The organism is Bacillus sp. ES1-5 (genome assembly GCF_022487605.1).
Lineage (GTDB): Bacteria > Bacillota > Bacilli > Bacillales > Bacillaceae_G > Bacillus_A > Bacillus_A wiedmannii.
Window position 1 is genome coordinate 97,449 of sequence record NZ_JAKVPU010000009.1, and the last position, 24,581, is coordinate 122,029.

A 24,581-nucleotide genomic window follows, 5' to 3' on the forward strand; every position below is an offset into this window, starting at 1 on the left:
ATGATGTTTAAGCAAAACTTACTACAAAGGAGTTAACAAAAATGGAAACGAAAAAATGGGGATTATGGATTTTAACGGCTTTTGTAATCGGAAATATGGTTGGCGGTGGCGTATTTATGCTCCCAGCAAATTTAGCACACGTATCAGGTCCAATGGGTTCTACACTCGCATGGAGTATTACAGGCCTTGGCGTATTTATGATTGCACTCGTATTTGGAAATTTAGCAATTCGCAAGCCAGAATTAAAGGCTGGACCACAAAGTTACGCCCAAGCAATGTTCCCTTCAAAAAAAGCGGGTAAAGTTGCAGGATATAGTATGGCATGGGGATATTGGGCTGCGAACTGGGCTGCAACCGCATCTGTTATTATTTCCTTTGCTGGATATTTATCAACATTCTTTCCAGTGTTACAAAGTAAGCAAATTCTCTTTTCTACGAACGGATTTTCACTAGAACTCGGAAAAGGACTAACTTTCCTCGTATGTAGCCTTATGCTATGGGGAATTCAATATATTCTTTCTCAAAATATTGACCAGGCTGGAAATATGAATCTGCTTGCTACCATTGCAAAAATTATCGGATTTACAATGTTTATTGTAATCACATTATTCATTTTCAATGCCTCTAATTTTGGAGACGGTCAAACATTTATGAATGAAGCAGGACAATCAATTTCGTTAGGTGGACAAATCAATTCAGCTGCTATTGCAACACTTTGGGCGTTTATCGGTATTGAATCTGCTGTAATGCTTTCTAACCGTGCTAAATCTCAGCGCGATGTAAAAAAAGCTACCATTTTCGGATTAATTATCGCTCTTCTTATTTACATGTCAATTACTTTACTTACAATGGGAGCTCTCTCGCAAGATGCTTTAAAAGAGTCTCAAAAACCATTAGTAGACGCATTAAATTTAGCAATTGGCAATAAAGGTGCCTATATCATGGCTTTACTTGCACTTGTATCTTTATTTGGCTCTACAGTTGGCTGGATTGTTGTTAGTTCAGAAGTACCTTACCAGGCAGCCAAGAATGGACTTTTCCCTAAGTTTTTCGCGAAAACAAATAAAAAAGGTAGTCCTTCAAAATCATTATTTATTACAAATGTGATGACGCAAATTTTCTTATTCTCGACGATTTCTGGTACCGTATCAGAAGCTTATAATTTCGCTATCGTTGTAGCAACATTAGCTTATTTAATTCCATACCTTGTTTCTACGCTGTACCAATTTAAATTGGTTATTACAGGAGAAACGTATGATATAATGCCTGGCTCTCGAATAAAAGATGGGATCATTACTACATTAGCATTTGTCTACTCTATTTGGGTTATTAAAACAGGAACTGCTGATTTAAAAACGTTCTTCTTAGGAATTGGATTGTTCGTATTAGGTCTTATTCTTTATCCAGTACTAATGAAAAACTCACAAAAAACGAATTAAAAAAAGAGAAGCTACCGGCTTCTCTTTTTTATTAAAAATCTGTAATTAACTTTTCTTTTAACTCTCCTACAGATAAAGGTTTCGCATAATAAAATCCTTGGACGTAATCACAGCCCATAGATTGTAATAAACTTTCTTGCTCTACTGTTTCTACTCCTTCAGCAACTACTGCTAAATTTAAGCTATGGGCAATTTCAATAACAGATTTTACAATCGTTCGCTCTGGCTGTGCGTGATCATAATGAAATTCACGAATAAAGTTACGATCAATTTTCACTATATCCAGTGGCAGTTGCTTTAAATAATATAAGGAAGAATAACCCGTTCCAAAGTCATCTAAAGCAATTAAAATACCCATATTTCTTAATTCTTGTAATGTAGCAATAATATAATCAAAATGGCGAACAGCGATACTTTCCGTTACTTCCAAAATTAAGCGATTCGGTGGAAATCCAGTTCTCCTTAAAATGCTACGTACAGATAAAATAAAACGCTTTTGCATTAATTGTTGTATGGATAAATTAACAGATAACCTTAGTCCTTCTTCGTAATCTGGCAATGTTTTAAACAAGCGACATGACTTTTCTAATACCCAGTCTCCTAATTTTATAATAAGTCCAGATTCTTCAGCTACTGGAATAAATTCGCCTGGCGAAATAGGCCCTTCTTCTGTCGAACAACGTGCTAAAGCCTCAATACCAGTATATTTCTTCGTTTTCAAATCAATAATAGGCTGCAGTACCACATCTAATTCTTCATCACGAATTGCCTTTTGCAAAGCGAATTCAATTTTCATTCTACGATTTATTTTCGCACGTAACTCATCTGTAAAGAAACACGCGGCATTTCTGCCTTGTTCTTTCGCACTATACATAGCTAAATCCGAATTTTTCAATAGTGTTTCTACATCTTGTCCGTCTTGCGGATATGAGCACAGTCCTAGACTAGCTGAAATGTATACTTCATGACCTTCAAGCATAAATGGTGCCTGAAAACACGACAACACAGATGTCGCTAACTGCCTCATTTCATCTTGTTTATGATTTTTTGTTAACAGCACAAATTCGTCGCCACCCAGCCTAGCCAGAACGTCTTTCTCTCCTAGCACATAATGCAACCGTGAAGCAACTTCGCTTAAAAGTAAATCCCCTATCATATGACCTAGCGTATCGTTTACTAATTTAAAACGATCCAAATCAAAGTAAATCATACCAAATTCTTTTTTTCCTGCAATCATCTCGTTTACAGTCGTTATTAGCTGCAATCGGTTCGGTAAACTCGTTAAAGCATCATGATACGCAAGCTCCCTATAACGACTTTCACTTAACCGCAACCTCTGTTCTGCTTCTTTCCTACTACTAATATCATTTCGGATCGCGATAAATTGATACGGCTCTCCTTTTTCATTTAAAAACGGAACAATTGTTGTTTTAACCCAATAATACGTCCCATCTTTTGCTTGATTTCGAATCTCACCTCTCCATACTTTTCCGTTCAAAATGCGCTTCCATAGAATTTGAAAAAATGTTTTCGGGTGATATCCTGAATTTAAAATACGATGATCTTTCCCTATTAACTCTTCTCGTGTATATTTGGAGATTTCACAAAACTTATCATTTACATATGTAATAAGACCATTTCGGTCTGTAATCGCAACAATTGAAGACTCATCTAATGCTAACTTTAAATCTCGCAATGAAGAGTCATATAATGCATGACCTCTTTGTTCTAGCATGCGCATCTCTCCTTGCTTCCTATCTGACTAAAACACAACTTGTTTCTCTTCATAGAAATAGAGATATTTCATTTCTTAATAATGGCTATTTGCATTCATCATATTTTGAAATATGCCGATTAAAATAACATAATATTATTTGTAATAAAAAGCAATATAATACCGTTTCAATTATAAATAGTAGTTTCTTATCGCTATAATTAGCTTACTTTATTATACTCTTACATTCCTTTATAACTAGCTCCATACAACGCCTATTCCCTATTAATCCCGCTCATATCTAACCTCTTTACTTTACTAGCGAAATAGAATTTCGAGCACACTATACAACTATTCACGGATAATAATATAAAAGTTAAAATTAGTCTATATGTTTTTGAATTACAATAATAAAATATTAACATATTTTCACCTTTGTTTTGGAAATATTTTATAAATACTTTATTAAACTAAAAAAAGAGGAAAGCCTCTTTTTTTAGTTTAATACGGATATGGTATTTGCTGATACCCCGGATATGGAGTTGGATATGGTGCTGGGTATGGCGCTGGATAAGTTACTGGGTACGGTGCTGGATAGTAACCTCCACTTGCTGCACCCGTTAATGCGCCAGCTGTAAGTCCACCTAACACGCCTCCAGCAAAACTTCCTGGGAAAAATCCACCGCCCCATGAGCCGCCACCCCAGCCCCATCCACCTCCGTGATGGTGGTGATGATCATGGTGATTGTGCCCTCCGTGGTGGTGATGTCCGCCGTTATGGTTGTGCCCTCCATGAGGATGATGATTACGATAATACAATCCGTTATTTTCTATATAATTCATGTTTCCCCTCTCCTTTTCCATTTTCTTATCTTAATAGGTATTGTATGAATAGTACGGACCTTGTTAGTAACCTATATAATAAGAAGAATCCGTATAATACGAATAACCATATCCTCGGCTTCATCATGCACCTGTTACAAATTCATGATATGGTTATCCCCGTTCCTATATAAAGGACAAATGTTTTGTCCCCCCTACACTGATTATTAACCAGCAAATAGCAGGATAATAACGTAACAATATACTGTATGTAGGACAAATGCGGAAAGCATGGGGAAAATGTCTATATTTTGTAAAAAAAACAAAACACTTTATAATAAGAATGTCGGATTATACCTTTTTATATAAGAAGTCTATATTTAAGAAAGATTAGAGGAATTTTATAGAAATGAAGAAGCCTATCGTTCAATTATTATTGGTATTTACAATTATATCTATCGTACTCTTACTTTTAGATACGTCTATCCTCTCACTATATACCTTTGTCGGTGCATTATGGTCTCTTACAATCATAGGGATATCTTTCGTTATTTTTATTGAAAATAGATCCCCACAAAGCACTTTAGCATGGTTTTTAGTATTAGCACTTCTCCCTGTTGTTGGTGTGCTTTTATATGCGCTTTTCGGACGTAGCCGTTGGAGAAGAAAAAAACATCTACATCGTTCAGAAGAGCAAAGAAAATTATTCCGTGAAATATTAGAAGGAAGACGAGTAGAATTGTCACTCACAGTCCCCTTACATGAACGTTCTACGCATTTAACAAAAGTCGTACAAAAATTTGGAGGCGGACCTGCCGCAGATAAAACAACTACAAAACTTTTAACAAATGGCGATCAAACCTTTTCAGAAATTTTGCAAGCTATCGAGCAAGCAAAACATCACATACATATTCAATACTATATTTATAAATCTGATGAAATTGGTACAAAAGTTCGGGATGCGTTAATAAACAAAGCAAAATCTGGTGTTATTGTACGCTTCCTTTATGATGGACTCGGAAGTAATACGTTAAGAAGACGCTTTTTAAAACCTATGAAAGAAGCTGGAATTGAAATTGTTGAATTTGACCCTATTTTTTCAGCTTGGTTACTTGAAACTGTCAATTATCGTAACCATCGAAAAATCGTTATTGTAGATGGAGAAATCGGTTTTACTGGTGGACTCAACGTCGGTGATGAATATCTTGGCCGTTCAAAAAAATTTCCCATTTGGCGTGATAGTCATTTAAAAATAGAAGGAAAAGCGTTATATAAATTACAAGCAATTTTTCTAGAAGATTGGCTCTATGCCTCTAGTGGATTGAATACTTATTCTTGGGATCAATTTATGAATAGACAATACTTCCCAGGTAAAGAAATTTCAAGTGCAGAAGGTGCTGTGCAAATTGTAGCCAGCGGGCCTAGCTCAGATGATAAAAGCATTCGCAATACATTATTAGCTGTTATGGGATCTGCAAAAAAATCGATTTGGATCGCTACACCTTACTTTATTCCAGATCAAGAAACTTTAACATTATTACGTTTAAGTGCAATATCTGGCATAGATGTACGCATTTTATATCCTGGTAAAAGTGATAGTATTATTAGTGATCAGGCATCTCAGTCCTACTTCACTCCGCTTTTAAAAGCTGGTGCTTCCATTTATAGTTATAAAGATGGTTTTATGCATGCAAAAATTGTACTCGTTGATGATAAAATCGCGACAATTGGAACGGCAAATATGGACGTACGCAGCTTTGAATTAAATTATGAACTTATTAGCGTACTATATGAATCAGAAACCGTTCATGATATTAAACATGATTTTGAAGACGACTTTAAGCATTCCACTGAAATTAAATGGAACGCATTCCAAAAAAGAAGTATCAAAAAACGAATACTAGAGTCTTTCATGCGACTCATTTCTCCTTTACTGTAAGCAATCAATGTAATATTGATTGCTTTTTCTTTTCCATTTCCCCTCTCTCCTTTTCTTTGCATACCATATTAAAACAAGTTATCATAAGATGTATTACTTTATGAAAATAATGTTAGGTGGGAAATACATGTTAGAACAATTTCATATACATGCTGATTTAAAACAACAGCTCTCAACCATTCACGAAAAAAATAAACGAGAAGCTGGTGAAAATGCACATTTAATTGGAAAGAAAATATATAAAGCATCTGATAACAGCATTATTGAAGATGCTATTACAGCGCTTCTTCTTGGCAAAAACATTCTATTAAAAGGGCCGACTGGTAGTGGTAAAACAGTACTAGCTGAAACTCTTTCTTCTTTATTCCAAAAACCAATGCATAGCATTAACTGTTCTGTTGACCTAGATGTAGAAGGTATTTTAGGATACAACACACTACAAACGAAAGATGGCGCATCTGAAGTTACATTCGTTAACGGCCCTCTTATGAAAGCAATGAAGAACGGTCATTTCCTATATATTGATGAAATCAATATGGCAAAACCTGAAACGTTACCACTTCTTCACGGTGCATTAGATTACCGTAAAATGATTACAAATCCATTTACACAAGAGGTTGTATATGGCGATGACGAGTATCGTGTAATTGCAGCAATTAATGAAGGTTACGTTGGAACAAGTGAACTAAACGAAGCATTAAAAAACCGTTTCGTTATTATTGAAGTTCCATACATTCAAGGTGACACATTAAAAGAACTATTACTATCTGAATCAAAATTAAATGATGTTGCAACAATTGAAAAGTTCGTTGCATTTGCAAGCGACCTTATGCCTTTAGCTCGTGATGGACGTGTAAGTGAAGAAGCAGCAAGTATTCGCGGCATTATCGACGCATGTGATTTAGGTGTATATATTCCTGTTATGCGTGCAATTGAACGTAGTATTATCGCAAAATTAAACGATGAAACAGAACAAATGACTGTCCGTGAATTAGCAGAAAGTTATTTCTTTGAGGGATAATTCATGAGACAAATTTTTAGTGACAAAAAAATTGATGCGTCGCTGTTTCTACAAATGGAAAACTTAATGTATGCTCTTCTAAAAGAAGACGATGCCTACCTTGAGTATGGCTATAAAGCATACTACGACGAAATTGAAAAAAAGGTTGTCATTAGTCACTTTTGGGATGATCGAAAAGAAGAGGATACAGTAATCGGATTAAAAAGCGAAGTGTTTTTAAAAGCACTTGGTAATAAACATTACTCGGACATGACTTTAATTCGTTCTTATGCGATTGAATTACAAGAATCACCCTTAAAAAAGTTTTTAACACAATTATTTGTTCTATTAGAAGATTTACGTGTTGAGGAAATCGTAAAAAACTTACGCCCTGGCACAAAGCATGTTTTTAAAAGAAGAAAAGAAATGTATCGCAATTACTTTAGTTCACAAAATGAAATCAATCGTGTTCGTAACTATCACGGTGATCGTCTATTTTGTCTCTGCTATCTTTCATTAACGAGCGATAAATATGAAATGTTTAATAATGAATATTTCGAGCAAATTGAATCAATTTTGCATGAAACGTTCCAAGCTCGTAATACAGAAGACATTATGTATATCGTTGAAAAAATTCGCTATCGTTTAGAAGGACTGCTTGAAAGTGACATGCTTAATAATTATTTCGGACATGCACCGCTTTATTTATCTGTTATTACAGATGAGAAAGACAGTCGCGCTGAAAAATTAGCAAATGATGATACGCAGCTCATAGATGACGATGATAACAAAAACAAAATGGATGAAAGCTTCTCGACATGGCACCGTGAAAATAAAAACAATGAAAACGAGAACTTTTTACGCTTTGATTTAGAAAGCGGAACAAAAACAAATATGATGGGTGATACTGCTCGTGAATCAGAAGATGGTGACCAAGCACTTGGTTCTGTACAAGGTACTTCCCAAAAAAGTACACAATCTAACTTTGATGGTGCTGATACAGAGGAAGCAAGAGCGTCTCATGCTTCTAGCCAAAACGACGGTGCATACGGCAAGTATAATGTGGGAGCTTCTCATACATTTAAAGAAGCTCGCAAATCAAATCCTGATGAGAAAAAAGATTACCAAGCTATCAAATCAGTCGTTAATAAAGATGTAAAAGAATTAAAGAAAATTATCGAAAAAACAATTGAAAATAAAACGAATGCAAACAGTGATAAATATTACGGAAGGCTTCGTAAGAAATTCCTTCGTATTTATACTGAAAAGCAGCCGCGCATGTTTTATAAAAAAGGACAAGAATCACAAGAGCTCGACGTTGCATTCCAACTACTAGTGGACTGCTCTGGTTCTATGTATAACAAAATGGAAGAAACGAAAAAGAGTGTTGTACTATTCCATGAGGCATTGAAATCTTTAAAAATCCCGCACGCTATTAGCGGATTTTGGGAAGATGCTTCTAGTGCTAAGCCTGAAGATAAGCCAAACGTTATCCATGAAGTTGTAACGTATAAAAACTCAACGTTACCAAACGTCGGTCCAGAAATTATGCAGCTTCGCGAAGAAGAAGATAACCGCGACGGATATATTATTCGTATCGTTTCTGAAAAGCTTGCAAAAAGGCCAGAAAAACATAAATTCTTACTTGTCTTTACAGACGGTGAGCCTTCTGCGCTAGACTATCAACAAGACGGTATTTTAGATACGCATGAAGCTGTCAAACTTGCTCGTAAAAGTGGTATGGAAGTAATCGGAATCTTCATCGAAGAAGGCGAAGCGAAAGAAGCAACTTATCAATTAATGAAGAATATTTATAACCATCACTTCTTAGTTGCAAATCACGCTGAAGATTTACGTCTGAAGATTAAACCACTATTGAAAAAGTTATTACTGAAGACGATTGAATAGAAAAAAAGGAGCCTTGTGCTCCTTTTTTTCTTTCAATCACTTTGTTTCTGGTTGAAACTTGTATGGAATGGCTACTTCTAATAATGCCTCGAATCCGCCATCGTAGAATGGGAATCGTTCATTTGCGATCGTTCGATCCACCCACTCTATTGCGGAAATTTCATCTTCATCTTCTGCAATAAGTTCACCTGTCACTACATTTGCTCGGAATGTAAAAAATAGCGCATGATTCCCTGATTCTTCAAAGAATTTTTCATTGATCGCAACAAGTCCACCTGCCACAGCAGTTAAACCTGTCTCTTCTTTTACTTCTCTTATTAGTGCTTCCTCTAATATTTCACCTTTTTCCACAGCCCCGCCTGGCAATGACCAAACATTTTGTTCTACATTATGTACCATTAATACTTTATCCGTTTCTTCATTATGTATTAGTGCATATACGACATCAACTCTTTGCATAAGACTTCTCTCCCTCAAAAAATAAGGAAGAGCCAATTCCTAAGAATCAGCTCTTCCTATTAATTCATCACTAACTCAGCTGTGAACTTTTTTTTTAACTTAGCCAACATGTCCGTTGTCATTTTGTCTAAATCGTATTCTGCTTTAAAGCCCCACTCTTTCATTGCTGCTGTTGCATCAATAGAGTTTGGCCAGCTATCAGCGATTGTTTGACGAGCAGGATCTACAGCGTAATCCATTGTAAACGTCGGGATGTGTTTACGAATTGATGCTGCGATTTGCTCTGGCTCAAAGCTCATTGCTGTAATATTAAATGCGTTTCTATGCACAAGTTTACTTGGATCAGCTTCCATTAATGAAATGATCGCTTGTAAAGCATCTGGCATATACATCATATCCATGTATGTTCCTTCTGCAATGTATGAGGTGTATGTGCCTTTTTTAATCGCCTCATAATAAATTTCAACTGCATAGTCAGTTGTTCCGCCTCCTGGAGGAGCTACGTAAGAAATTAAACCTGGGAAACGTACACCGCGCGTATCAACGCCAAACTTTTGATGATAATAATCACATAGTAACTCTCCTGCTACTTTGTTTACCCCATACATCGTAGTAGGACGCTGAATTGTATCTTGTGGCGTATTATCTTTTGGCGTTGATGGACCGAATGCACCGATAGAACTTGGCGTGAAAAACTTACAGTTTAATTCACGAGCTGCTTCTAATGCATTTACAAGTCCACCCATATTTAAATTCCAAGCAAATAACGGATTTTTTTCTGCTGTTGCTGAAAGTAACGCTGCTAAATGAATAATTGTATCTACTTCATTACGCTTTGCGATATCATGTAGTTTTTGTCCATCTGTTACATCTAACGTTTCAAATGGACCAGACGTTACTACTTCACTATCTGTTTCACGAATATCTGTTGCAATAACATTTGATGCACCGTATACATCACGAAGTTTCATTACTAGTTCAGAACCAATTTGCCCTAAAGAACCGGTTACTAGAATTTTTTTCATTTTCCCCACTCCTCATTTGCAAGCTATTCAAAAGATGTCGTTACTTAAATGATGCCCATTTCTTTCCCTACTTTTTCATACTTACGAATTGCTTCATCTAACATTTCTTTCGTATGAGCTGCTGTAGGCATATTACGAACGCGTCCTGTTCCTTTTGCTACAGTTGGGAACACGATAGATTTTGCATATACGCCTTCTTCATTTAGACGTTTACTAAATTCTTGTGTTAATACTTCGTCACCAATAATACAAGGTGTAATTGGCGTTTCACTTTCTCCAATGTTAAAGCCAAGTTCTTTTAACCCTTGTTTTAAATAGCGGCCATTTTCCCATAAACGATCATGTAACTCTGTGCTTTCCATTAAAATTTCAATTGATCGCATACATGCAGCTGCATCAGCTGGTGTTAATGCTGTAGAGAATAAGAATGGACGTGAACGAACTTTTAACCAGTCAATTAAGTTTTGTTTCCCTGCTACATATCCACCAATTACCCCAATTGCTTTTGATAATGTACCAATTTGGAAATCAACTTTATCAGATAGACCGAAGTGCTTTACAGTTCCTGCACCTTTTCCAAGTACACCTGAACCGTGTGCATCGTCTACATATGTCATTAAATCTAATTCTTCTGCAATCTCAACAATTTCTGGTAATTTTGCAACATCTCCATCCATTGAGAAGACACCATCTGTAATTACCATTAATTTATTGTAAAGACCTGATTCTTTCGCTGCGATTGCTTTTTGGCGTAAATCTTCCATATCAGAATGTTTATAAACAATAATTTTCGCTCTTGATAGACGACTACCATCAATGATAGAAGCATGGTTTAATTCGTCTGAAAGAATCGCATCATTTTTATCCATAACGGCTGAAATCGCTGCCATATTACAGTTAAATCCTGATTGGTAAGCAATTGCTGCTTCTGTATGTTTAAACTTTGCAATTGTCTCTTCTAATTTAATATGCAAATCTAAAGTACCGTTAATTGTACGAACAGCTCCTGCTCCAACGCCGTACTTATGAATTGCACCAATTGCTGCTTCTTGCAAACGGCTATCTGTTGCTAATCCAAGATAGTTGTTTGAAGATAAGTTAATATATTCTTTTCCGCCAATTGTAATGATCGGTCCATTTGAACTCTCAAGCGGATCAATTACGTTATAAAGCCCCTTTGATTTTAAATCCTCTAAATTTTCTTCTAAAAATTTCGCAAGTGTTTTACTAGACATTGTGAAGCCTCCCATCGTTCATGTAAGCGGATTATTGTCTTAATAGTTCTAATAATCCCTCTACTAGCTTAACACGTTTTCAGAATTTATTATAGAAAAATAGTTTAAAGTAACCGCTTACAATTCTAGATTATATATGATTCATTACAAGAAATCTATCATTTACTTTTCATATTTGGTAGAATAAAAAAAATATTTAAGGGGGCTTCAATAATGGCATTTACTGAATCGGATGTATATAATAACGAAGCATTTTTGGAACAATATATGAAACGAAGATACCGAGAAAATAGCCCAAATGAATCACTTGAAAAACCAGCTTTCTTTCAACTCATTGGTGATGTAAAAGGAAAACAAATTCTCGATTTAGGCTGCGGTGACGCCAAGTTTGGCGAAGAATTATTAGACAATGGCTGCCACTCTTATACTGGTATCGAAGGCTCCCAGCTTATGTACGAAAAAGCTACAAAACAACTAGAAAATAAAAATGGAACCGTCCATTGTTTAAACCTCAAAGACTACACATACCCTCCTTCTACTTTTGATTTAGTAACGTCTAGACTCGCCTTACATTATATTGAACATCTTCCTATCATTTTTCAAAATGTGTACGAAGCTTTAAAAACAAATGGATTCTTTACTTTTAGTGTTCAACACCCTGTTATTACTTCTTCCTTTGAAAGCTTGCAAACGAGCGGAAAAAGAACGAGCTGGCTCGTCGATGATTATTTTAAAATGGGAAAACGCGTTGAACCGTGGATTGATCAAGAGGTTATTAAATATCATCGTACAACGGAAGAATATTTCACATTATTACAACAAGCTGGATTTACAATTACAAACATAAAAGAAGCTACACCCAATCCAACCTATTTTCAGAGTGACGAAGAATATGAACGTCGGTTACGTATTCCCCTCTTCCTCTTATTTTCTTGTAGAAAATAAAAAAGACGATGAATCTTCATCGTCTTTTTTCATTATCTCATTGCCTGAACAACCTCTTTACGTACACGTCTTCCTTTTCCATGCGGGATACAAAGTGGCGTCCCAAACAATGGATCTGTACTGATTTGACACTCCATCCGGAATACATCACGTACTAGCTTCTCATCTACTACTTCTTCCGGCTTACCTTGTGCATATATTTGTTTATCTTGAATGGCTACAATATTGTCTGCATAACGGCATGCTAAATTTAAATCGTGTAATACCATAACAATTGTTCTTTGTTCTGTTTCATTTAATTCGAATAATAAATCTAGCACTTCAATTTGGTGAGTCATATCTAAATATGTAGTAGGCTCATCCAGTAAAATAATATCTGTATCTTGTGCAAGCGTCATTGCAATCCAAGCACGTTGACGTTGTCCACCTGAAAGAGCATGCACATCACGCTCAGCAAATTCTGTCATACCTGTTGCTGCAAGTGCTTTTTGTACCATTTCCTCATCTTTTTCTGACCATTGCTTCAGCCACGTTTGATATGGATAACGTCCTTGCTTTACAAGTTGCAATACTGTAAGCCCTTCTGGCGCTTGCGGTCCTTGCGGTAAAATTGCCATTTGACGCGCAATTTGCTTCGTTTGCATACTTTGAATGGCTTGATTATCTAACAAAATATCACCAGTTGTTGGCTTTAATAATCTAGCTAGTGAACGTAATAACGTTGATTTTCCACAACCGTTAGAACCGATAAAGATTGTAATTTCGCCTTTTGGAATTTCTAAATTCAACTCATCAATAATAATTGCTTCACCATAAGACAGAGTCAAACGTTTCGTCTCCAATGCTTTTTGCATATTCATCTCCCTTTATGAATTCCGACTTTTATAAAGTAAATAAATAAAATAAGGTGCACCAATTGCTGATGTAAATACCCCTGCTGGAATTTCAAGTGGTGTGAAAACTGTACGCCCGATTAAATCTGCAGCAAGTACTAAAATTGCACCAACAATAGCCGCAACTGGGAGTAATGCACCGTATAAAGAACCAACTAGTCTTCGTGAAATATGAGGTGCCATTAAACCGACAAACCCAATTCCTCCGGCGAAGGCAACTGCGCCACCAATTAAAGCTGTACTCAGTAATAACATGAATACGCGTGACTTCGTTAAAGGAACACCAAGTCCTACTGCAATATCATCCCCTAGCTCTTGCGCATTTAAATGTCTAGCAGCTATAAATGATATTACCGTTAAAATGAGAACCCACGGCGCAAACACCATAACGTTTTGCCATGAAGAACCGTAAACAGTACCTGTAATCCATACATTCGCTTGACTCGCTTGATAAATTGGCGCTAACAACATAAACAAAGTCGTTGCCGCTTTCGTTAATGCCCAAAAACCAACACCAATTAAAACAAGACTAATCGGTGATAATCCGTCATTTCTCCATGCAAATAAATATACAAAAAGCGCTACAATCGTTGCCCCAGCGAAGGCTGCTAACGGCATATAATGAATGCTTACGGTTAGCGCATTATTTTTATCACTAAATATAGCTAGAAATAATACAACTGCAACACTTGCACCACCTGTAATCCCGATGATATCAGGAGAAGCCAGTGGATTTCGAACGAGACCTTGTAAAATACATCCTGCTACAGCAAGTGCGATTCCTACAAGGATGGCAATTAAAATACGTGGCATACGAAATTTATTTACAACCATATTTGACATCGCATCGCCATTTCCAGTAATCGCTTGCCATACATCATAAGGAGCAATTTTCATATCCCCCATGCCTGCACTCGCAAAAAATAATCCTATTAAAACAACTAGTAAACTGAATAAGACGAGACAAGCTCGTTTATACATTAAAAACGAGAGCCCGCCTTTTCCTATACGAAACGGAATATACTTCTTCATTTGCTAAGCCCTCTCTTACGTGCGATATAAATAAAGAACGGTGCACCAATAAATGCTGTCATAACTCCTACTGGTACTTCTTGTGGCATAATGACATATCTTGCTACTATATCAGCCAAGATTAGTAGTATTGCACCTAATAAGCCGCTATATGGTACTCTCCATCTGTGATCGACCCCAACAAGGAATCTGGCAAAATGCGGGATAATAATTCCAACAAATCCAATTGGACCAGCAACCGCAACTGAACCACCAGACAACAGGACAATAATAAGTAACACGAATGATTTCATTAAAATTGTTCGTTGTCCAAGCCCTTTCGCGACGTCTTCCCCCATCATCAATGTATTTACTTTCCCTGCCATCATAATAGATGCAATCCAGCCTATTAATAAATATGGGAATACAGATTGTAAAATCTCTAACTTTCTTCCTTGCACAGATCCGGCAAGCCAAAATAATACTTCTTCAAGCGCCTTTTCATTTAAAACAAGTAATCCTTGTGTTAATGATGAAAATAACGCACTAATTGCGACCCCTGCTAATGTTAACTTCAGAGGCGTTGTCCCTTCTTTTCCTAAAGAACTAGAAGCAAATACAAGCACCGCTGCAATTGCTGCCCCTAAAAAGGCAATCCACGTGAAAGCTGATAATGATGTCACGGAAAAAATCACAATTGCTACAACTATGAAGAAAGCAGCACCTGAATTTAATCCAATAAAATCTGGAGAAGCAAGTGGATTCTTCGTTAAAGTTTGCATAAGACAACCTGCAATGGCTAAACTAGCACCAACACTAGCTGCAATTAATGCCCTTGGTAGACGCACATTTTGAATAATAATATGTTCATTGGAACCATTAAAATGAAAAAAAGCATCTAACGCTAATTTCCAGCTCGTATTTGTATATCCGAAAATAATACTTCCCCAAATACAAATAATGACTGCAATGATTCCAACAAATAATCCAATCCATTTTGCTTGATTTGTTTTTAATAACATGCAGCGTTTCCCCTTCAATGTATAATGATACGTTGTAAGTGTATTTCAACTTAATTCTCATTGTCAACGATAATGAGAATTATTTTCATTGACAATTGGACCATGAAGTATTATTATCATGCTTGCTATTGAAAAAACTTCTCAGTATGTAGGGGGTACATAATGAATTTAACACGCAAGAAATCGTTTACAGTATTTGTATTTTTACTAGCCTTTTCATTACTTTTAAGTGCTTGTGGAAAATCAAATACGAAAGAGGAAACAAAAGAAGATACGAAAAAAGAAATGATTACGGTGGAACAAGCAATGGGAAAAACAGAAGTTCCTGCTAATCCAAAACGTGTAGTCATTTTAACAAATGAAGGAACTGAAGCTTTACTTGAACTAGGTGTGAAACCAGTTGGGGCTGTAAAATCTTGGACTGGGGATCCATGGTATCCACATATTAAAGATAAAATGAAAGATGTAAAAGTTGTTGGTGATGAAGGACAAGTGAACGTGGAAACAATCGCTTCTTTAAAACCAGACTTAATTATCGGTAACAAAATGCGTCACGAAAAAGTGTACGAGCAACTAACAGCAATTGCACCTACTGTGTTCTCTGAGACGCTACGTGGTGAATGGAAAGATAACTTCAAATTTTATGCAAAAGCATTAAATAAAGAAAAAGAAGGTCAAAAAGTTTTAACTGATTACGAAAAACGTACAAAAGAATTACAAGGAAAACTAGGCGATAAAGTAAATCAAGAAATCTCTATGGTTCGCTTCATGCCTGGTGATGTTCGTATTTATCATGGCGATACATTCTCTGGTGTTATTTTAAAAGAACTTGGATTTAAACGTCCTGGTGATCAAAATAAAGATGACTTTGCAGAACGTAACGTTTCTAAAGAACGTATTTCAGCAATGGATGGCGATGTATTATTCTACTTCACATTCGACAAAGGAAACGAGAAAAAAGGCTCTGAATTAGAAAAAGAATATATCAATGATCCTCTATTTAGAAATTTAAATGCAGTAAAAAATGGTAAAGCATACAAAGTTGACGACGTTATTTGGAATACAGCTGGTGGTGTAATGGCCGCTAACCTACTATTAGATGATATCGAAAAACGCTTTGTTAAATAATATGTTTCTAACCAGCTCCCCTTCTATGGAGCTGGTTATTTTCTATTTCACGTAAATGTCATATTATTTCGTTTTGTATTTTTATTCCCAATATGTTATATTAAAAAAGTAAATAAAATATATTTTCTCTATATCAGAATAAATATTTTAATCTAAATTTTCTGATTAATCATTATTTTATTTTCTTTTAGAATTCAATTATTACATTTGAAAACGCTTATTATATGGTTTTCAGGGAAAAATACAGTAACGGTTGAAGAAAAATAGAACTTTTTTAGAAATTTTCTTTCTATTTCCATATAATTCTATTGACTTCTAAATATTTTGTGAATTAAAATAATTACATAAATATCCGTTATACAGGATTAGGGGGAAACAAAAATGGATGCAGCTTTAAAATTAGAAAAAGCTGGGGAACAACAATCACCAAAAAAACATCCACCAGGATTATATTTGTTGTTCTTAACAGAAATGTGGGAAAGATTTAGTTATTATGGAATGCGTGGCCTTTTAGTTCTTTATTTAACAACAGCTGCCGTTAGTGGCGGATTAGGATTTGATAAGGCATTCGCAGTGCAATTATATGGTACTTTTACAGCGGCAGTATATTTCATGCCAATTATAGGCGGATGGCTAACTGATCATTATATTACGAGACGTCATGCCATTACTCTCGGCGGAATTATTATGGCGATTGGTAACTTTGTACTATTCTCCATGAATACAAAAACAGGACTATTCCTTGGATTAGTACTATTAGTTATTGGTAATGGATTCTTCAAACCAAATATTTCTACACTGTTAGGTGAATTGTATAAAGAAAATGATTCACGTCGTGACAGTGCATTTACTATCTTCTATATGGGTATTAACGTAGGTGCTTTCTTCGCTCCACTTATTTGTGGATTTTTAGCAGAAGATTTCTTTAAAACAAGCGTTGATGGCGTTATGGTTATGGGATATAAATACGGATTCTTAGCAGCTTGTATCGGTATGATTATTGGACAAATTGTTTTCAACTTATTAGCTCCTCGCTATCTTGGTACAGCAGGAACAACAGTTGTTGGTAAAAAAACAAAAAATCAACCTGCAATCGAAAAGAAACCTTTAACAAAACAAGAAAAAAATCGCACTTGGGCAATTGTAATTTTAACTTGTTTCGTAGTATTCTTCTGGGCAGGCTTTGAACAAGCTGGTAGTTCTTTAACACTTTATACAGATAAATTTGTTGATCGTACAATTTTCGGATGGGAAGTTCCAACATCTTGGTTCCAATCCGTTAATCCAGCGTTCATCGTACTACTTGCACCATTCGTATCTATGTTATGGTTAAAACTTTCTAAATCAAAGCGTGGCGATTTAAAAATACCAACAAAAATGGCATTTGGTATGATTTTACTAGGTATAGGTTACCTTGTTTTAACATTAGCGGTTCTAAAAACTGGAAGTAGTGAAGCTGATATAACTGTTAAAGCAAACTTATTATTCATCGTTATCACTTATATGTTCCATACAATTGGCGAACTATTCTTATCACCAATCGGTCTATCAATGGTAAGTGCAATTGCACCTGTTAAATTAGCATCATTACTAATGGGGGTATGGTTAGCTGGTTCAGGTATGGCTAACTGGTTAGCTGGTAAGCTTGCTTCCTTTACACAATCATTAGGCTATCTTGAAGTATTTGCAAGTATTGGTATTATCGTTATCGTCCTAGGATTTGTACTTCTTCTCTGCTCTAAAAAAGTTGCAAGTATGATGGAATAACACAAAAAAGACGCTTCTAAACATTTAGAAGCGTCTTTTCTATTACTTCTCCTCTAAGGCCGTCACGTTCACGTGAACGCTTTCTCCAGGATTAGATACATCATACACTTGAGCAACTCCACTCTGCTCGTCACAGCTCTCAATCCATACTGGTACGCCCTCATATGTAACGTCAATTCTACTTGAAGAAGATAAAATCTGTTTCGCACGTTTTACATCCATACTACTATTCCTCCTTTTCCTTACTACACTCCTTTCTATCTTTTCTTTTCCCTTTAGAATATATTCCATATAGCAACATGTTAATTGATAGCCTTTTCTTCCTTACATACTAACATTTACTCTTATATCACCTTTCTGACAAATAAAAAAAGACGTATATCCTACACGTCTTTTTCCATAATATTCAAATTTTAAGAAAATAATGTTTTTACAACTTCACTTACTTTATCATTATGAATTTGATAATACACTTCTAATCCTCGTCGTTCAAAGCGCACTACTTTATTTTGTTTTAATTTCGTTAAATGTTGTGAAACTGTTGATTGCGGAATTTCTAATACTTCCTGTAATTGTGTTACATTACATGTTCCACGTTGCATTAGTTCCATTACTAGGCGTAGACGCAACGGATGCGCTAACGCTCTTAACATTTGTACATCTTCTTCTGAAATACGACATTCGAATTGATTTTGGCTCATAAAGTTCCCCTCATTTTCGTTTTTATTTTCTTTTTATTTATTTATATATCTGTTCTTATATTTCCTGTTACGACATAACTTTATCAACTTATAAAGCCGAAAATTTTTTCCATCTTAACCAGCAAAGAACTCAGGAATAAATCCTTGCTGATTTTGAATATTATACTATATGATATAACGAAAAAGCAAAACAACAGGCTGCAAATACTTTGCTTGCAAACGTTGTTTTATCAAGCTTTTTGTTATATTTTCACCTCATTGAAACGTACAGTAATGATATTGTAAAATACCGTCCATAATTGATAACCTCTCGTAACGTAGTTGAACCATATTTAACCTCTTTGTTATGCTAAAAGGAATTTTCAGTAAAAAAGATAATGTAATATTAAAAATTAACTTATTGTTGTTTTAATTCGTATTGTACTTGCTCAGACTGTTATTCAAAACTTCCTATTAAATGCATTTACTTTCTCTTTCTTACTAGATCAACTCAGACCAGCATGTGACACCTATCAAATTTCAACATCCTATATACTTAATGCAAAGACGTCATCTAACATATAGGATTAATGATATACGAACAAATAAAACAATATGGAAATAACTTCAAAAAGCGCACTCAAATCTATTCGAGTGCGCTTTTTGTCTACTTTATGAACAAAGTATTCCTTTTAACACTATTATGGAATAATTATACTTTTTTACGTTGACAATAGTGTTGAAGGAGAATATACTAAGCATGTAAGTTGATTGTGAATTGTTTCACAAATAATGTGAATTTCTTCACATAAAATAGATAGGAGTTGTCATTATTATGAGTACTTGGACACAAATTTATGACCCATTAAACAATATTTGGTTATCTGCACTAATCGCAGCACTTCCAATTTTCTGCTTCATCATTTGTTTAATGGGACTGAAAATGAAAAGTTATATCGCTGGTCTTTACAGTGTGATTGTCGCTATTATTCTTGCTATATTTGTTTATAAAATGCCAGCAACTGTAGCTGTAGCATCTGCCGGATTCGGTGTTTTATCTGGATTTTATCCAATTTGTACTATCGTTATCGCAGCAATTTTCCTTTACAAATTAACTGTTAAAACAGAGCAATTCAACATCATTCGTGATAGTATTTCAAGCATTACAAATGATCAACGTTTACAAGTATTATTAATTGCTTATTCTTTCGGTGCTTTCTTAGAAGGCGCAGCTGGTCTAGGGGTTCCAGTTGCTATTACAGCTGCACTACTTGTAGGTATGGGCTTTAATCCATTAAAAGCAGCAGGTATTTGTTTAGTAGCTAACATCGCTGGTGGTGCTATGGGGGCTATGGGTATCCCAGTTACAGTACCAGCACAATTAACTGAACTGGATGCATTAACTATCGGTCGTCAAACTGTTCTTATTTTACCTTTCATTAGCATTATTTTACCTTTCTTACTTGTTTCAATGGTCGATGGAATTAAAGGTATTAAAGAAACTTGGCAAGGTATTCTTGTAAGTGGTTTTTCTTTCGCCATTACTCAGTTCCTTGTAACTTACTTCTTAGGTGCAGAACTTACTAATATTTTCGCAGCTGTTGTAAGTATGGTCTCTCTTGCATTATTCTTACGTGTTTGGCAGCCAAAATCTTCTACTAAAGAAGAAAAACAAGAAGAAAAAGGATCTCATACATTCAACCAAATTTTATATGCTTGGTCTCCATTCGTATTCTTAACTGCATTCGTAACAATCTTTAATTTAAAACCAATTAAAGCTTTATTTGCTCCAGATGGCGCACTAGCAAACTTAGTATTTAACATTCAGTTCCCTGGTCTTCATAATGCTGTTATGAAAACTACACCAATTACAAAAGCTGATACACCTTTCGCAGCTGTTTTCAAGTTTGATGTATTCTCTTCTACAACTACTGCAATCGTATTAGCAATTATCGTTTCACTTATCGTTTACCGCGTAAAGGGTAAAATGATTAAAGAACTAATAGTTGAAACAATGAAGGAACTAAAAGCTCCAGTATATACAATTTGTAGCGTTATCGCTTTAGCTTACGTAGAGAACTACTCTGGTATGTCATCTACACTTGGACTTGCATTCTCTTCTACTGGTAATGCATTCCCAGTTCTTTCTCCAATCTTAGGATGGATTGGCGTATTCATTACAGGATCAGTAGTATCAAGTGGTTCATTATTCGCACCACTTCAAGCAGTAACTGCAGATCAATTAAACATCGTTCCTTCTACACTCGTTGCTTTAAACGTAGTAGGTGGTACAATGGCGAAAATGGTTTCACCACAATCTGTAGCAGTTGCTTGTGCAGCAGTTGGACTAGTTGGTCAAGAATCTGCCTTATTTAAAACAGCAATGAAATACAGTTTAATCTTCTTAGCTGTTATTAGCTTACTTCAATTAAACGCTGTATTTAATATCTTTTAAAAATAAAACACCGATCCAAATGGATCGGTGTTTTTTCACATTACATTTTCTTGTTCTTTAATAAAGAAGCTCCAGCAATTTCAGGATGCGTCATTTCGAATGGATCTAAAATAATATCCAATTCTTCTTCTGTCAGTACACCATGTTCTAAACATAACTCCCTAACAGATTTTCCTGTTTCAATTGCTTCACGTGCAATACGAGATGCTGCTTCATACCCAATATGAGGATTAACTGCTGTAATAATCCCAACACTTTTCTCAACATATTGCTTCAACAATTCTTCATTTGCTGTAATTCCTTTAATGCAATATTCACGGAATACACGGAATCCGTTATTCATAATACTAATAGATTGAATTAAATTAAATACGAGTACAGGCTCCATTACGTTTAACTCTAATTGGCCTGCTTCTGATGCTAAGCAAATTGTATGATCATTACCAATTACTTGGAAAGCAACTTGATTAATTACTTCTGCCATAACAGGATTTACTTTCCCTGGCATAATAGATGAACCTGGTTGACGAGCTGGTAATTGAATTTCTGCCAATCCAACACGTGGACCAGATGCCATAATACGAAGGTCATTCGCAATTTTAGACATATTCATCATACATACTTTTAATGCCGCAGATACTTCTGTGTATGCATCTGTATTTTGCGTTGCATCAACTAAATGCTCTGCACCAACAAGTGGGAATCCGCTAAATGTTCGTAAATGTTTAACCACTTGTTCAATGTACGTAGGGTTTGCATTTAATCCCGTACCAACAGCTGTCGCCCCCATGTTCACTTCATATAAATGTTGGCGAGACTGTTTAATTCTTTTTATATCACGCTCAAGCACGCGGCTATACGCTTCAAATTCTTGCCCAAGACGAATCGGAACAGCATCTTGTAAATGTGTACGTCCCATTTTAATGACGTGATCAAACTCTTTTGCTTTTGCACGGAAAGCAGCATGAAGTTCTTCCATTGTAATAAGAAGTTCTTCTAACATCATAAGAGTTGCAATATGAATTCCTGTTGGAAACGCATCATTCGTTGATTGAGCCATGTTCACATGCGTGTTTGGACTAATTTTCGCATACTCACCTTTTTCATATCCCATACGTTCTAACGCTCGATTAGCGATTACTTCATTTGTATTCATATTAATAGAAGTTCCAGCACCGCCTTGGATCGGATCCACGATAAATTGATCATGGAATTTTCCATCAACAATTTCTTGCGCTGCTTCTGCAATTTCACGTCCAATATCTTTAGCTAAGTAACCAGTATCCATATTTGCAAGTGCCGCCGCTTTTTTCACAATTGCCATTGCCGTAATGAGTGACGGATGAATGCGATATCCTGTAATCGGGAAGTTTTCAACAGCACGTAATGTTTGTACACCATAATAAGCTACACTCGGTACTTCCTTTTCACCTAAAAAATCTTTTTCTATACGTATATCCTTCGTTGCTATCATTTTCATCACCTATGCTTTTCATTCTAAATCCTTATCTAAAAAATTCGCCATCTAAAAATACGAGTATCATTCAGAAGAATTTTTCAGTATCCACCTTCACTATATAGCACCTATTTTGAAAGCGCAAACATTTATTTATATATATATATCTTTTATAAAGCGAAACCTTAATCAGTGGGAATTTTGTTCATCCCCCACTGATTATTAGTTGAACCAATCGAGCTTTTACAGGCAGTTGATCCCCCACCTAACTTTTTCGCTTTCGCTGAATTTTGAGGTGGGGGTCTTACTGCCCGTTAATGCGGGATAAAAATTTATAGAAAATCATTCTTCTATCTTCTTTATTTCCACTCGTTTAATTTGATGCATATCCTTTTCAAGAACTTTAAAAGAAAAGCCGTTTTTTTCAATAATATCTCCTTCAGCAACGATTTGCTTTTGTACCATAATCCAGCCACCGATTGTATCTACATCATCAGCGATTAAGTGTATGCCAAATAAATCATTTACTTCACTAATAAGCACTTTTCCCTCTACGATTTTATAGCCTTCACTTATATGCTCTATAGGCGGGTGTTCATCTTCATCGTATTCATCTCGGATTTCTCCAACAATTTCTTCTAAAATATCTTCTAGTGTAACAATCCCCGCTGTACCACCATATTCGTCATATAATACAGCTAATGGGATTCGTTTTCTTTGCATTTGTAATAGCAAATCATGTATAGGAATATTTTCTAGTACTTCAATAACTGGCCTTGTATACGGTGTAATCGAGCACTCCTCATCTCGATTACCATCCATATAACGAATAAATAAATCTTTTACATTAACCATCCCAATAATTTCATCTTTATCTTCACCAAATACGGGATACCTCGTATATTTTTCTTGTGCGATTATTTTAATATGTGTTTCAAATGGTTCGTCCTCATATAAACCTACAACTTCTGTACGAGGTACCATAATTTCCTTTGCGACTCTATTATCGAATTCAAAAATATTATTTACATATTTAAATTCCCTTTGATTGATCTCTCCGCTCTCATAACTCTCAGATAAGATTAATCGTAATTCTTCCTCCGAATGAGCTACTTCATGTTCAGAAGCCGGATGTAATCCGAATAACCCTGTTACAAGCCTCGCAGAACCATTTAAAGCCCAAATAAACGGATACATTACTCGGTAAAAGTAAATAATTGGCTTCGATAATAATAAGCTAACTTGCTCTGCTCTTTGTATAGCTAACGTCTTCGGAGCAAGTTCACCAATAACAACATGTAAAAACGTAATCAATGCAAAGGCAATAATAAATGAAACTGTACTTGCAATTGCAGGAGATAGGTGTAGTTTTAAAAACAACGGCTCGAGTAAATGTTTTATAGTCGGCTCGCCTAACCACCCAAGCCCTAAAGCAGTAATTGTAATACCTAACTGACATGCTGATAAATACTCATCTAAATTCGAAGTTACTTTTTTTGCTGCCAATGCTCCTCGTCGTTTCTCACTAACGAGTTGATCAATACGACTGCTACGCACCTTAATAATTGCAAACTCAACAGCCACAAAAAATGCTGTTAACGCAATAAGGATGGCTACCATCAGTAATTTTAAAATATCCACATATGTCCTTTAGCTTTCTTAGCTAAAGTTACACCTCCTTTA

General features: G+C 35.6%; 20 protein-coding genes. 8 read left to right on the plus strand and 12 right to left on the minus strand.

Annotated features, from left to right (window positions below):
* Nucleotides 1-41: 41 nt before the first annotated feature.
* Entirely contained in the window at nucleotides 42-1,439 is a 1,398-nt protein-coding gene (locus MKO96_RS23480; RefSeq protein ID WP_098275213.1) for an amino acid permease, read from the plus strand.
* Between the two features lie 31 nt (nucleotides 1,440-1,470).
* Here the strand turns inward: MKO96_RS23480 and MKO96_RS23485 are convergent, their stop codons facing one another.
* On the minus strand, nucleotides 1,471-3,174 hold the full coding sequence (locus tag MKO96_RS23485) for a putative bifunctional diguanylate cyclase/phosphodiesterase (protein WP_087979413.1): 1,704 nt from the start codon (nucleotides 3,172-3,174) through the stop codon (nucleotides 1,471-1,473).
* A gap of 480 nt (nucleotides 3,175-3,654) precedes the next feature.
* On the minus strand, nucleotides 3,655-3,996 hold the full coding sequence (locus MKO96_RS23490) for a hypothetical protein (RefSeq protein WP_064477104.1): 342 nt from the start codon (nucleotides 3,994-3,996) through the stop codon (nucleotides 3,655-3,657).
* Nucleotides 3,997-4,384: 388 nt separating this feature from the next.
* On the opposite strand from MKO96_RS23490, the gene MKO96_RS23495 reads away from it, so the two are divergent.
* From MKO96_RS23495 to MKO96_RS23505, 3 genes are all read left to right on the plus strand, one after another.
* Nucleotides 4,385-5,914: a cardiolipin synthase gene (locus tag MKO96_RS23495; RefSeq protein ID WP_098275210.1), complete on the plus strand. Its 1,530-nt coding sequence runs from the start codon at nucleotides 4,385-4,387 to the stop codon at nucleotides 5,912-5,914.
* Between the two features lie 127 nt (nucleotides 5,915-6,041).
* Nucleotides 6,042-6,935, plus strand: a complete 894-nt coding sequence (locus MKO96_RS23500) for an ATP-binding protein (protein WP_240588848.1) — start codon at nucleotides 6,042-6,044, stop codon at nucleotides 6,933-6,935.
* 3 nt (nucleotides 6,936-6,938) lie between these two features.
* Nucleotides 6,939-8,822, plus strand: a complete 1,884-nt coding sequence (locus MKO96_RS23505) for a vWA domain-containing protein (RefSeq protein WP_087979411.1) — start codon at nucleotides 6,939-6,941, stop codon at nucleotides 8,820-8,822.
* Nucleotides 8,823-8,858: 36 nt separating this feature from the next.
* Here the strand turns inward: MKO96_RS23505 and MKO96_RS23510 are convergent, their stop codons facing one another.
* The 3 genes from MKO96_RS23510 to MKO96_RS23520 are packed head-to-tail and all read right to left on the minus strand — an operon-like array spanning nucleotide 8,859 to nucleotide 11,541.
* Complete coding sequence (locus MKO96_RS23510; protein ID WP_240588849.1) at nucleotides 8,859-9,281, minus strand: NUDIX hydrolase; 423 nt, start codon at nucleotides 9,279-9,281, stop codon at nucleotides 8,859-8,861.
* Between the two features lie 59 nt (nucleotides 9,282-9,340).
* Nucleotides 9,341-10,306: an L-threonine 3-dehydrogenase gene (locus MKO96_RS23515; protein WP_060487016.1), complete on the minus strand. Its 966-nt coding sequence runs from the start codon at nucleotides 10,304-10,306 to the stop codon at nucleotides 9,341-9,343.
* Between the two features lie 44 nt (nucleotides 10,307-10,350).
* The gene (locus MKO96_RS23520; RefSeq protein WP_000095914.1) at nucleotides 10,351-11,541 is read right to left on the minus strand and encodes a glycine C-acetyltransferase; all 1,191 of its coding nucleotides are present in this window, start codon (nucleotides 11,539-11,541) and stop codon (nucleotides 10,351-10,353) included.
* 213 nt (nucleotides 11,542-11,754) lie between these two features.
* Between MKO96_RS23520 and MKO96_RS23525 the strand changes: the two genes are divergently transcribed.
* On the plus strand, nucleotides 11,755-12,486 hold the full coding sequence (locus MKO96_RS23525) for a class I SAM-dependent DNA methyltransferase (RefSeq protein ID WP_240588850.1): 732 nt from the start codon (nucleotides 11,755-11,757) through the stop codon (nucleotides 12,484-12,486).
* A gap of 32 nt (nucleotides 12,487-12,518) precedes the next feature.
* Here the strand turns inward: MKO96_RS23525 and MKO96_RS23530 are convergent, their stop codons facing one another.
* Genes MKO96_RS23530 through MKO96_RS23540 form a run of 3 tightly spaced genes read right to left on the minus strand, consistent with a single transcriptional unit; the run spans nucleotide 12,519 to nucleotide 15,412 of the window.
* Nucleotides 12,519-13,340, minus strand: a complete 822-nt coding sequence (locus MKO96_RS23530) for an ABC transporter ATP-binding protein (RefSeq protein WP_048562869.1) — start codon at nucleotides 13,338-13,340, stop codon at nucleotides 12,519-12,521.
* Between the two features lie 12 nt (nucleotides 13,341-13,352).
* Nucleotides 13,353-14,411, minus strand: coding sequence for a FecCD family ABC transporter permease (locus MKO96_RS23535; protein ID WP_240588851.1), 1,059 nt, complete (start codon nucleotides 14,409-14,411; stop codon nucleotides 13,353-13,355).
* On the minus strand, nucleotides 14,408-15,412 hold the full coding sequence (locus MKO96_RS23540) for a FecCD family ABC transporter permease (RefSeq protein WP_240588852.1): 1,005 nt from the start codon (nucleotides 15,410-15,412) through the stop codon (nucleotides 14,408-14,410). The genes MKO96_RS23535 and MKO96_RS23540 overlap by 4 nt, the downstream gene beginning before the upstream one ends.
* Before the next feature lie 162 nt (nucleotides 15,413-15,574).
* On the opposite strand from MKO96_RS23540, the gene MKO96_RS23545 reads away from it, so the two are divergent.
* Both MKO96_RS23545 and MKO96_RS23550 read left to right on the plus strand, forming a co-directional pair.
* Nucleotides 15,575-16,540, plus strand: coding sequence for an ABC transporter substrate-binding protein (locus tag MKO96_RS23545; protein WP_240588853.1), 966 nt, complete (start codon nucleotides 15,575-15,577; stop codon nucleotides 16,538-16,540).
* Nucleotides 16,541-16,921: 381 nt separating this feature from the next.
* The gene (locus MKO96_RS23550) at nucleotides 16,922-18,307 is read left to right on the plus strand and encodes a peptide MFS transporter (protein ID WP_087979402.1); all 1,386 of its coding nucleotides are present in this window, start codon (nucleotides 16,922-16,924) and stop codon (nucleotides 18,305-18,307) included.
* Nucleotides 18,308-18,349: 42 nt separating this feature from the next.
* Here MKO96_RS23550 and MKO96_RS23555 read toward each other — a convergent pair whose 3' ends face one another.
* Nucleotides 18,350-18,529: an acid-soluble spore protein H gene (locus MKO96_RS23555; protein WP_087979401.1), complete on the minus strand. Its 180-nt coding sequence runs from the start codon at nucleotides 18,527-18,529 to the stop codon at nucleotides 18,350-18,352.
* A 191-nt stretch (nucleotides 18,530-18,720) separates the two neighbouring features.
* Nucleotides 18,721-19,008, minus strand: a complete 288-nt coding sequence (locus MKO96_RS23560) for an ArsR/SmtB family transcription factor (protein ID WP_000081429.1) — start codon at nucleotides 19,006-19,008, stop codon at nucleotides 18,721-18,723.
* Between the two features lie 814 nt (nucleotides 19,009-19,822).
* Here MKO96_RS23560 and MKO96_RS23565 point away from each other — a divergent pair.
* Nucleotides 19,823-21,442, plus strand: a complete 1,620-nt coding sequence (locus tag MKO96_RS23565) for an L-lactate permease (RefSeq protein ID WP_087979400.1) — start codon at nucleotides 19,823-19,825, stop codon at nucleotides 21,440-21,442.
* 40 nt (nucleotides 21,443-21,482) lie between these two features.
* Here MKO96_RS23565 and aspA read toward each other — a convergent pair whose 3' ends face one another.
* Both aspA and MKO96_RS23575 read right to left on the minus strand, forming a co-directional pair.
* A complete protein-coding gene (gene aspA, locus MKO96_RS23570) occupies nucleotides 21,483-22,916 on the minus strand; it encodes an aspartate ammonia-lyase (RefSeq protein ID WP_240588854.1) in 1,434 nt (477 codons plus the stop codon).
* A 324-nt stretch (nucleotides 22,917-23,240) separates the two neighbouring features.
* A complete protein-coding gene (locus MKO96_RS23575) occupies nucleotides 23,241-24,539 on the minus strand; it encodes a hemolysin family protein (protein ID WP_240588855.1) in 1,299 nt (432 codons plus the stop codon).
* Nucleotides 24,540-24,581: the final 42 nt, after the last annotated feature.

Bases quoted from the DNA above. Each gene is read 5' to 3' on its own strand.
- MKO96_RS23480 (WP_098275213.1), top strand. From the start codon at position 42: ATGGAAACGAAAAAATGGGGATTATGGATTTTAACGGCTTTTGTAATC.
- MKO96_RS23485 (WP_087979413.1), bottom strand. From the start codon at position 3,174: ATGCTAGAACAAAGAGGTCATGCATTATATGACTCTTCATTGCGAGAT.
- MKO96_RS23490 (WP_064477104.1), bottom strand. From the start codon at position 3,996: ATGAATTATATAGAAAATAACGGATTGTATTATCGTAATCATCATCCT.
- MKO96_RS23495 (WP_098275210.1), top strand. From the start codon at position 4,385: ATGAAGAAGCCTATCGTTCAATTATTATTGGTATTTACAATTATATCT.
- MKO96_RS23500 (WP_240588848.1), top strand. From the start codon at position 6,042: ATGTTAGAACAATTTCATATACATGCTGATTTAAAACAACAGCTCTCA.
- MKO96_RS23505 (WP_087979411.1), top strand. From the start codon at position 6,939: ATGAGACAAATTTTTAGTGACAAAAAAATTGATGCGTCGCTGTTTCTA.
- MKO96_RS23510 (WP_240588849.1), bottom strand. From the start codon at position 9,281: ATGCAAAGAGTTGATGTCGTATATGCACTAATACATAATGAAGAAACG.
- MKO96_RS23515 (WP_060487016.1), bottom strand. From the start codon at position 10,306: ATGAAAAAAATTCTAGTAACCGGTTCTTTAGGGCAAATTGGTTCTGAA.
- MKO96_RS23520 (WP_000095914.1), bottom strand. From the start codon at position 11,541: ATGTCTAGTAAAACACTTGCGAAATTTTTAGAAGAAAATTTAGAGGAT.
- MKO96_RS23525 (WP_240588850.1), top strand. From the start codon at position 11,755: ATGGCATTTACTGAATCGGATGTATATAATAACGAAGCATTTTTGGAA.
- MKO96_RS23530 (WP_048562869.1), bottom strand. From the start codon at position 13,340: ATGCAAAAAGCATTGGAGACGAAACGTTTGACTCTGTCTTATGGTGAA.
- MKO96_RS23535 (WP_240588851.1), bottom strand. From the start codon at position 14,411: ATGAAGAAGTATATTCCGTTTCGTATAGGAAAAGGCGGGCTCTCGTTT.
- MKO96_RS23540 (WP_240588852.1), bottom strand. From the start codon at position 15,412: ATGTTATTAAAAACAAATCAAGCAAAATGGATTGGATTATTTGTTGGA.
- MKO96_RS23545 (WP_240588853.1), top strand. From the start codon at position 15,575: ATGAATTTAACACGCAAGAAATCGTTTACAGTATTTGTATTTTTACTA.
- MKO96_RS23550 (WP_087979402.1), top strand. From the start codon at position 16,922: ATGGATGCAGCTTTAAAATTAGAAAAAGCTGGGGAACAACAATCACCA.
- MKO96_RS23555 (WP_087979401.1), bottom strand. From the start codon at position 18,529: ATGGATGTAAAACGTGCGAAACAGATTTTATCTTCTTCAAGTAGAATT.
- MKO96_RS23560 (WP_000081429.1), bottom strand. From the start codon at position 19,008: ATGAGCCAAAATCAATTCGAATGTCGTATTTCAGAAGAAGATGTACAA.
- MKO96_RS23565 (WP_087979400.1), top strand. From the start codon at position 19,823: ATGAGTACTTGGACACAAATTTATGACCCATTAAACAATATTTGGTTA.
- aspA (WP_240588854.1), bottom strand. From the start codon at position 22,916: ATGATAGCAACGAAGGATATACGTATAGAAAAAGATTTTTTAGGTGAA.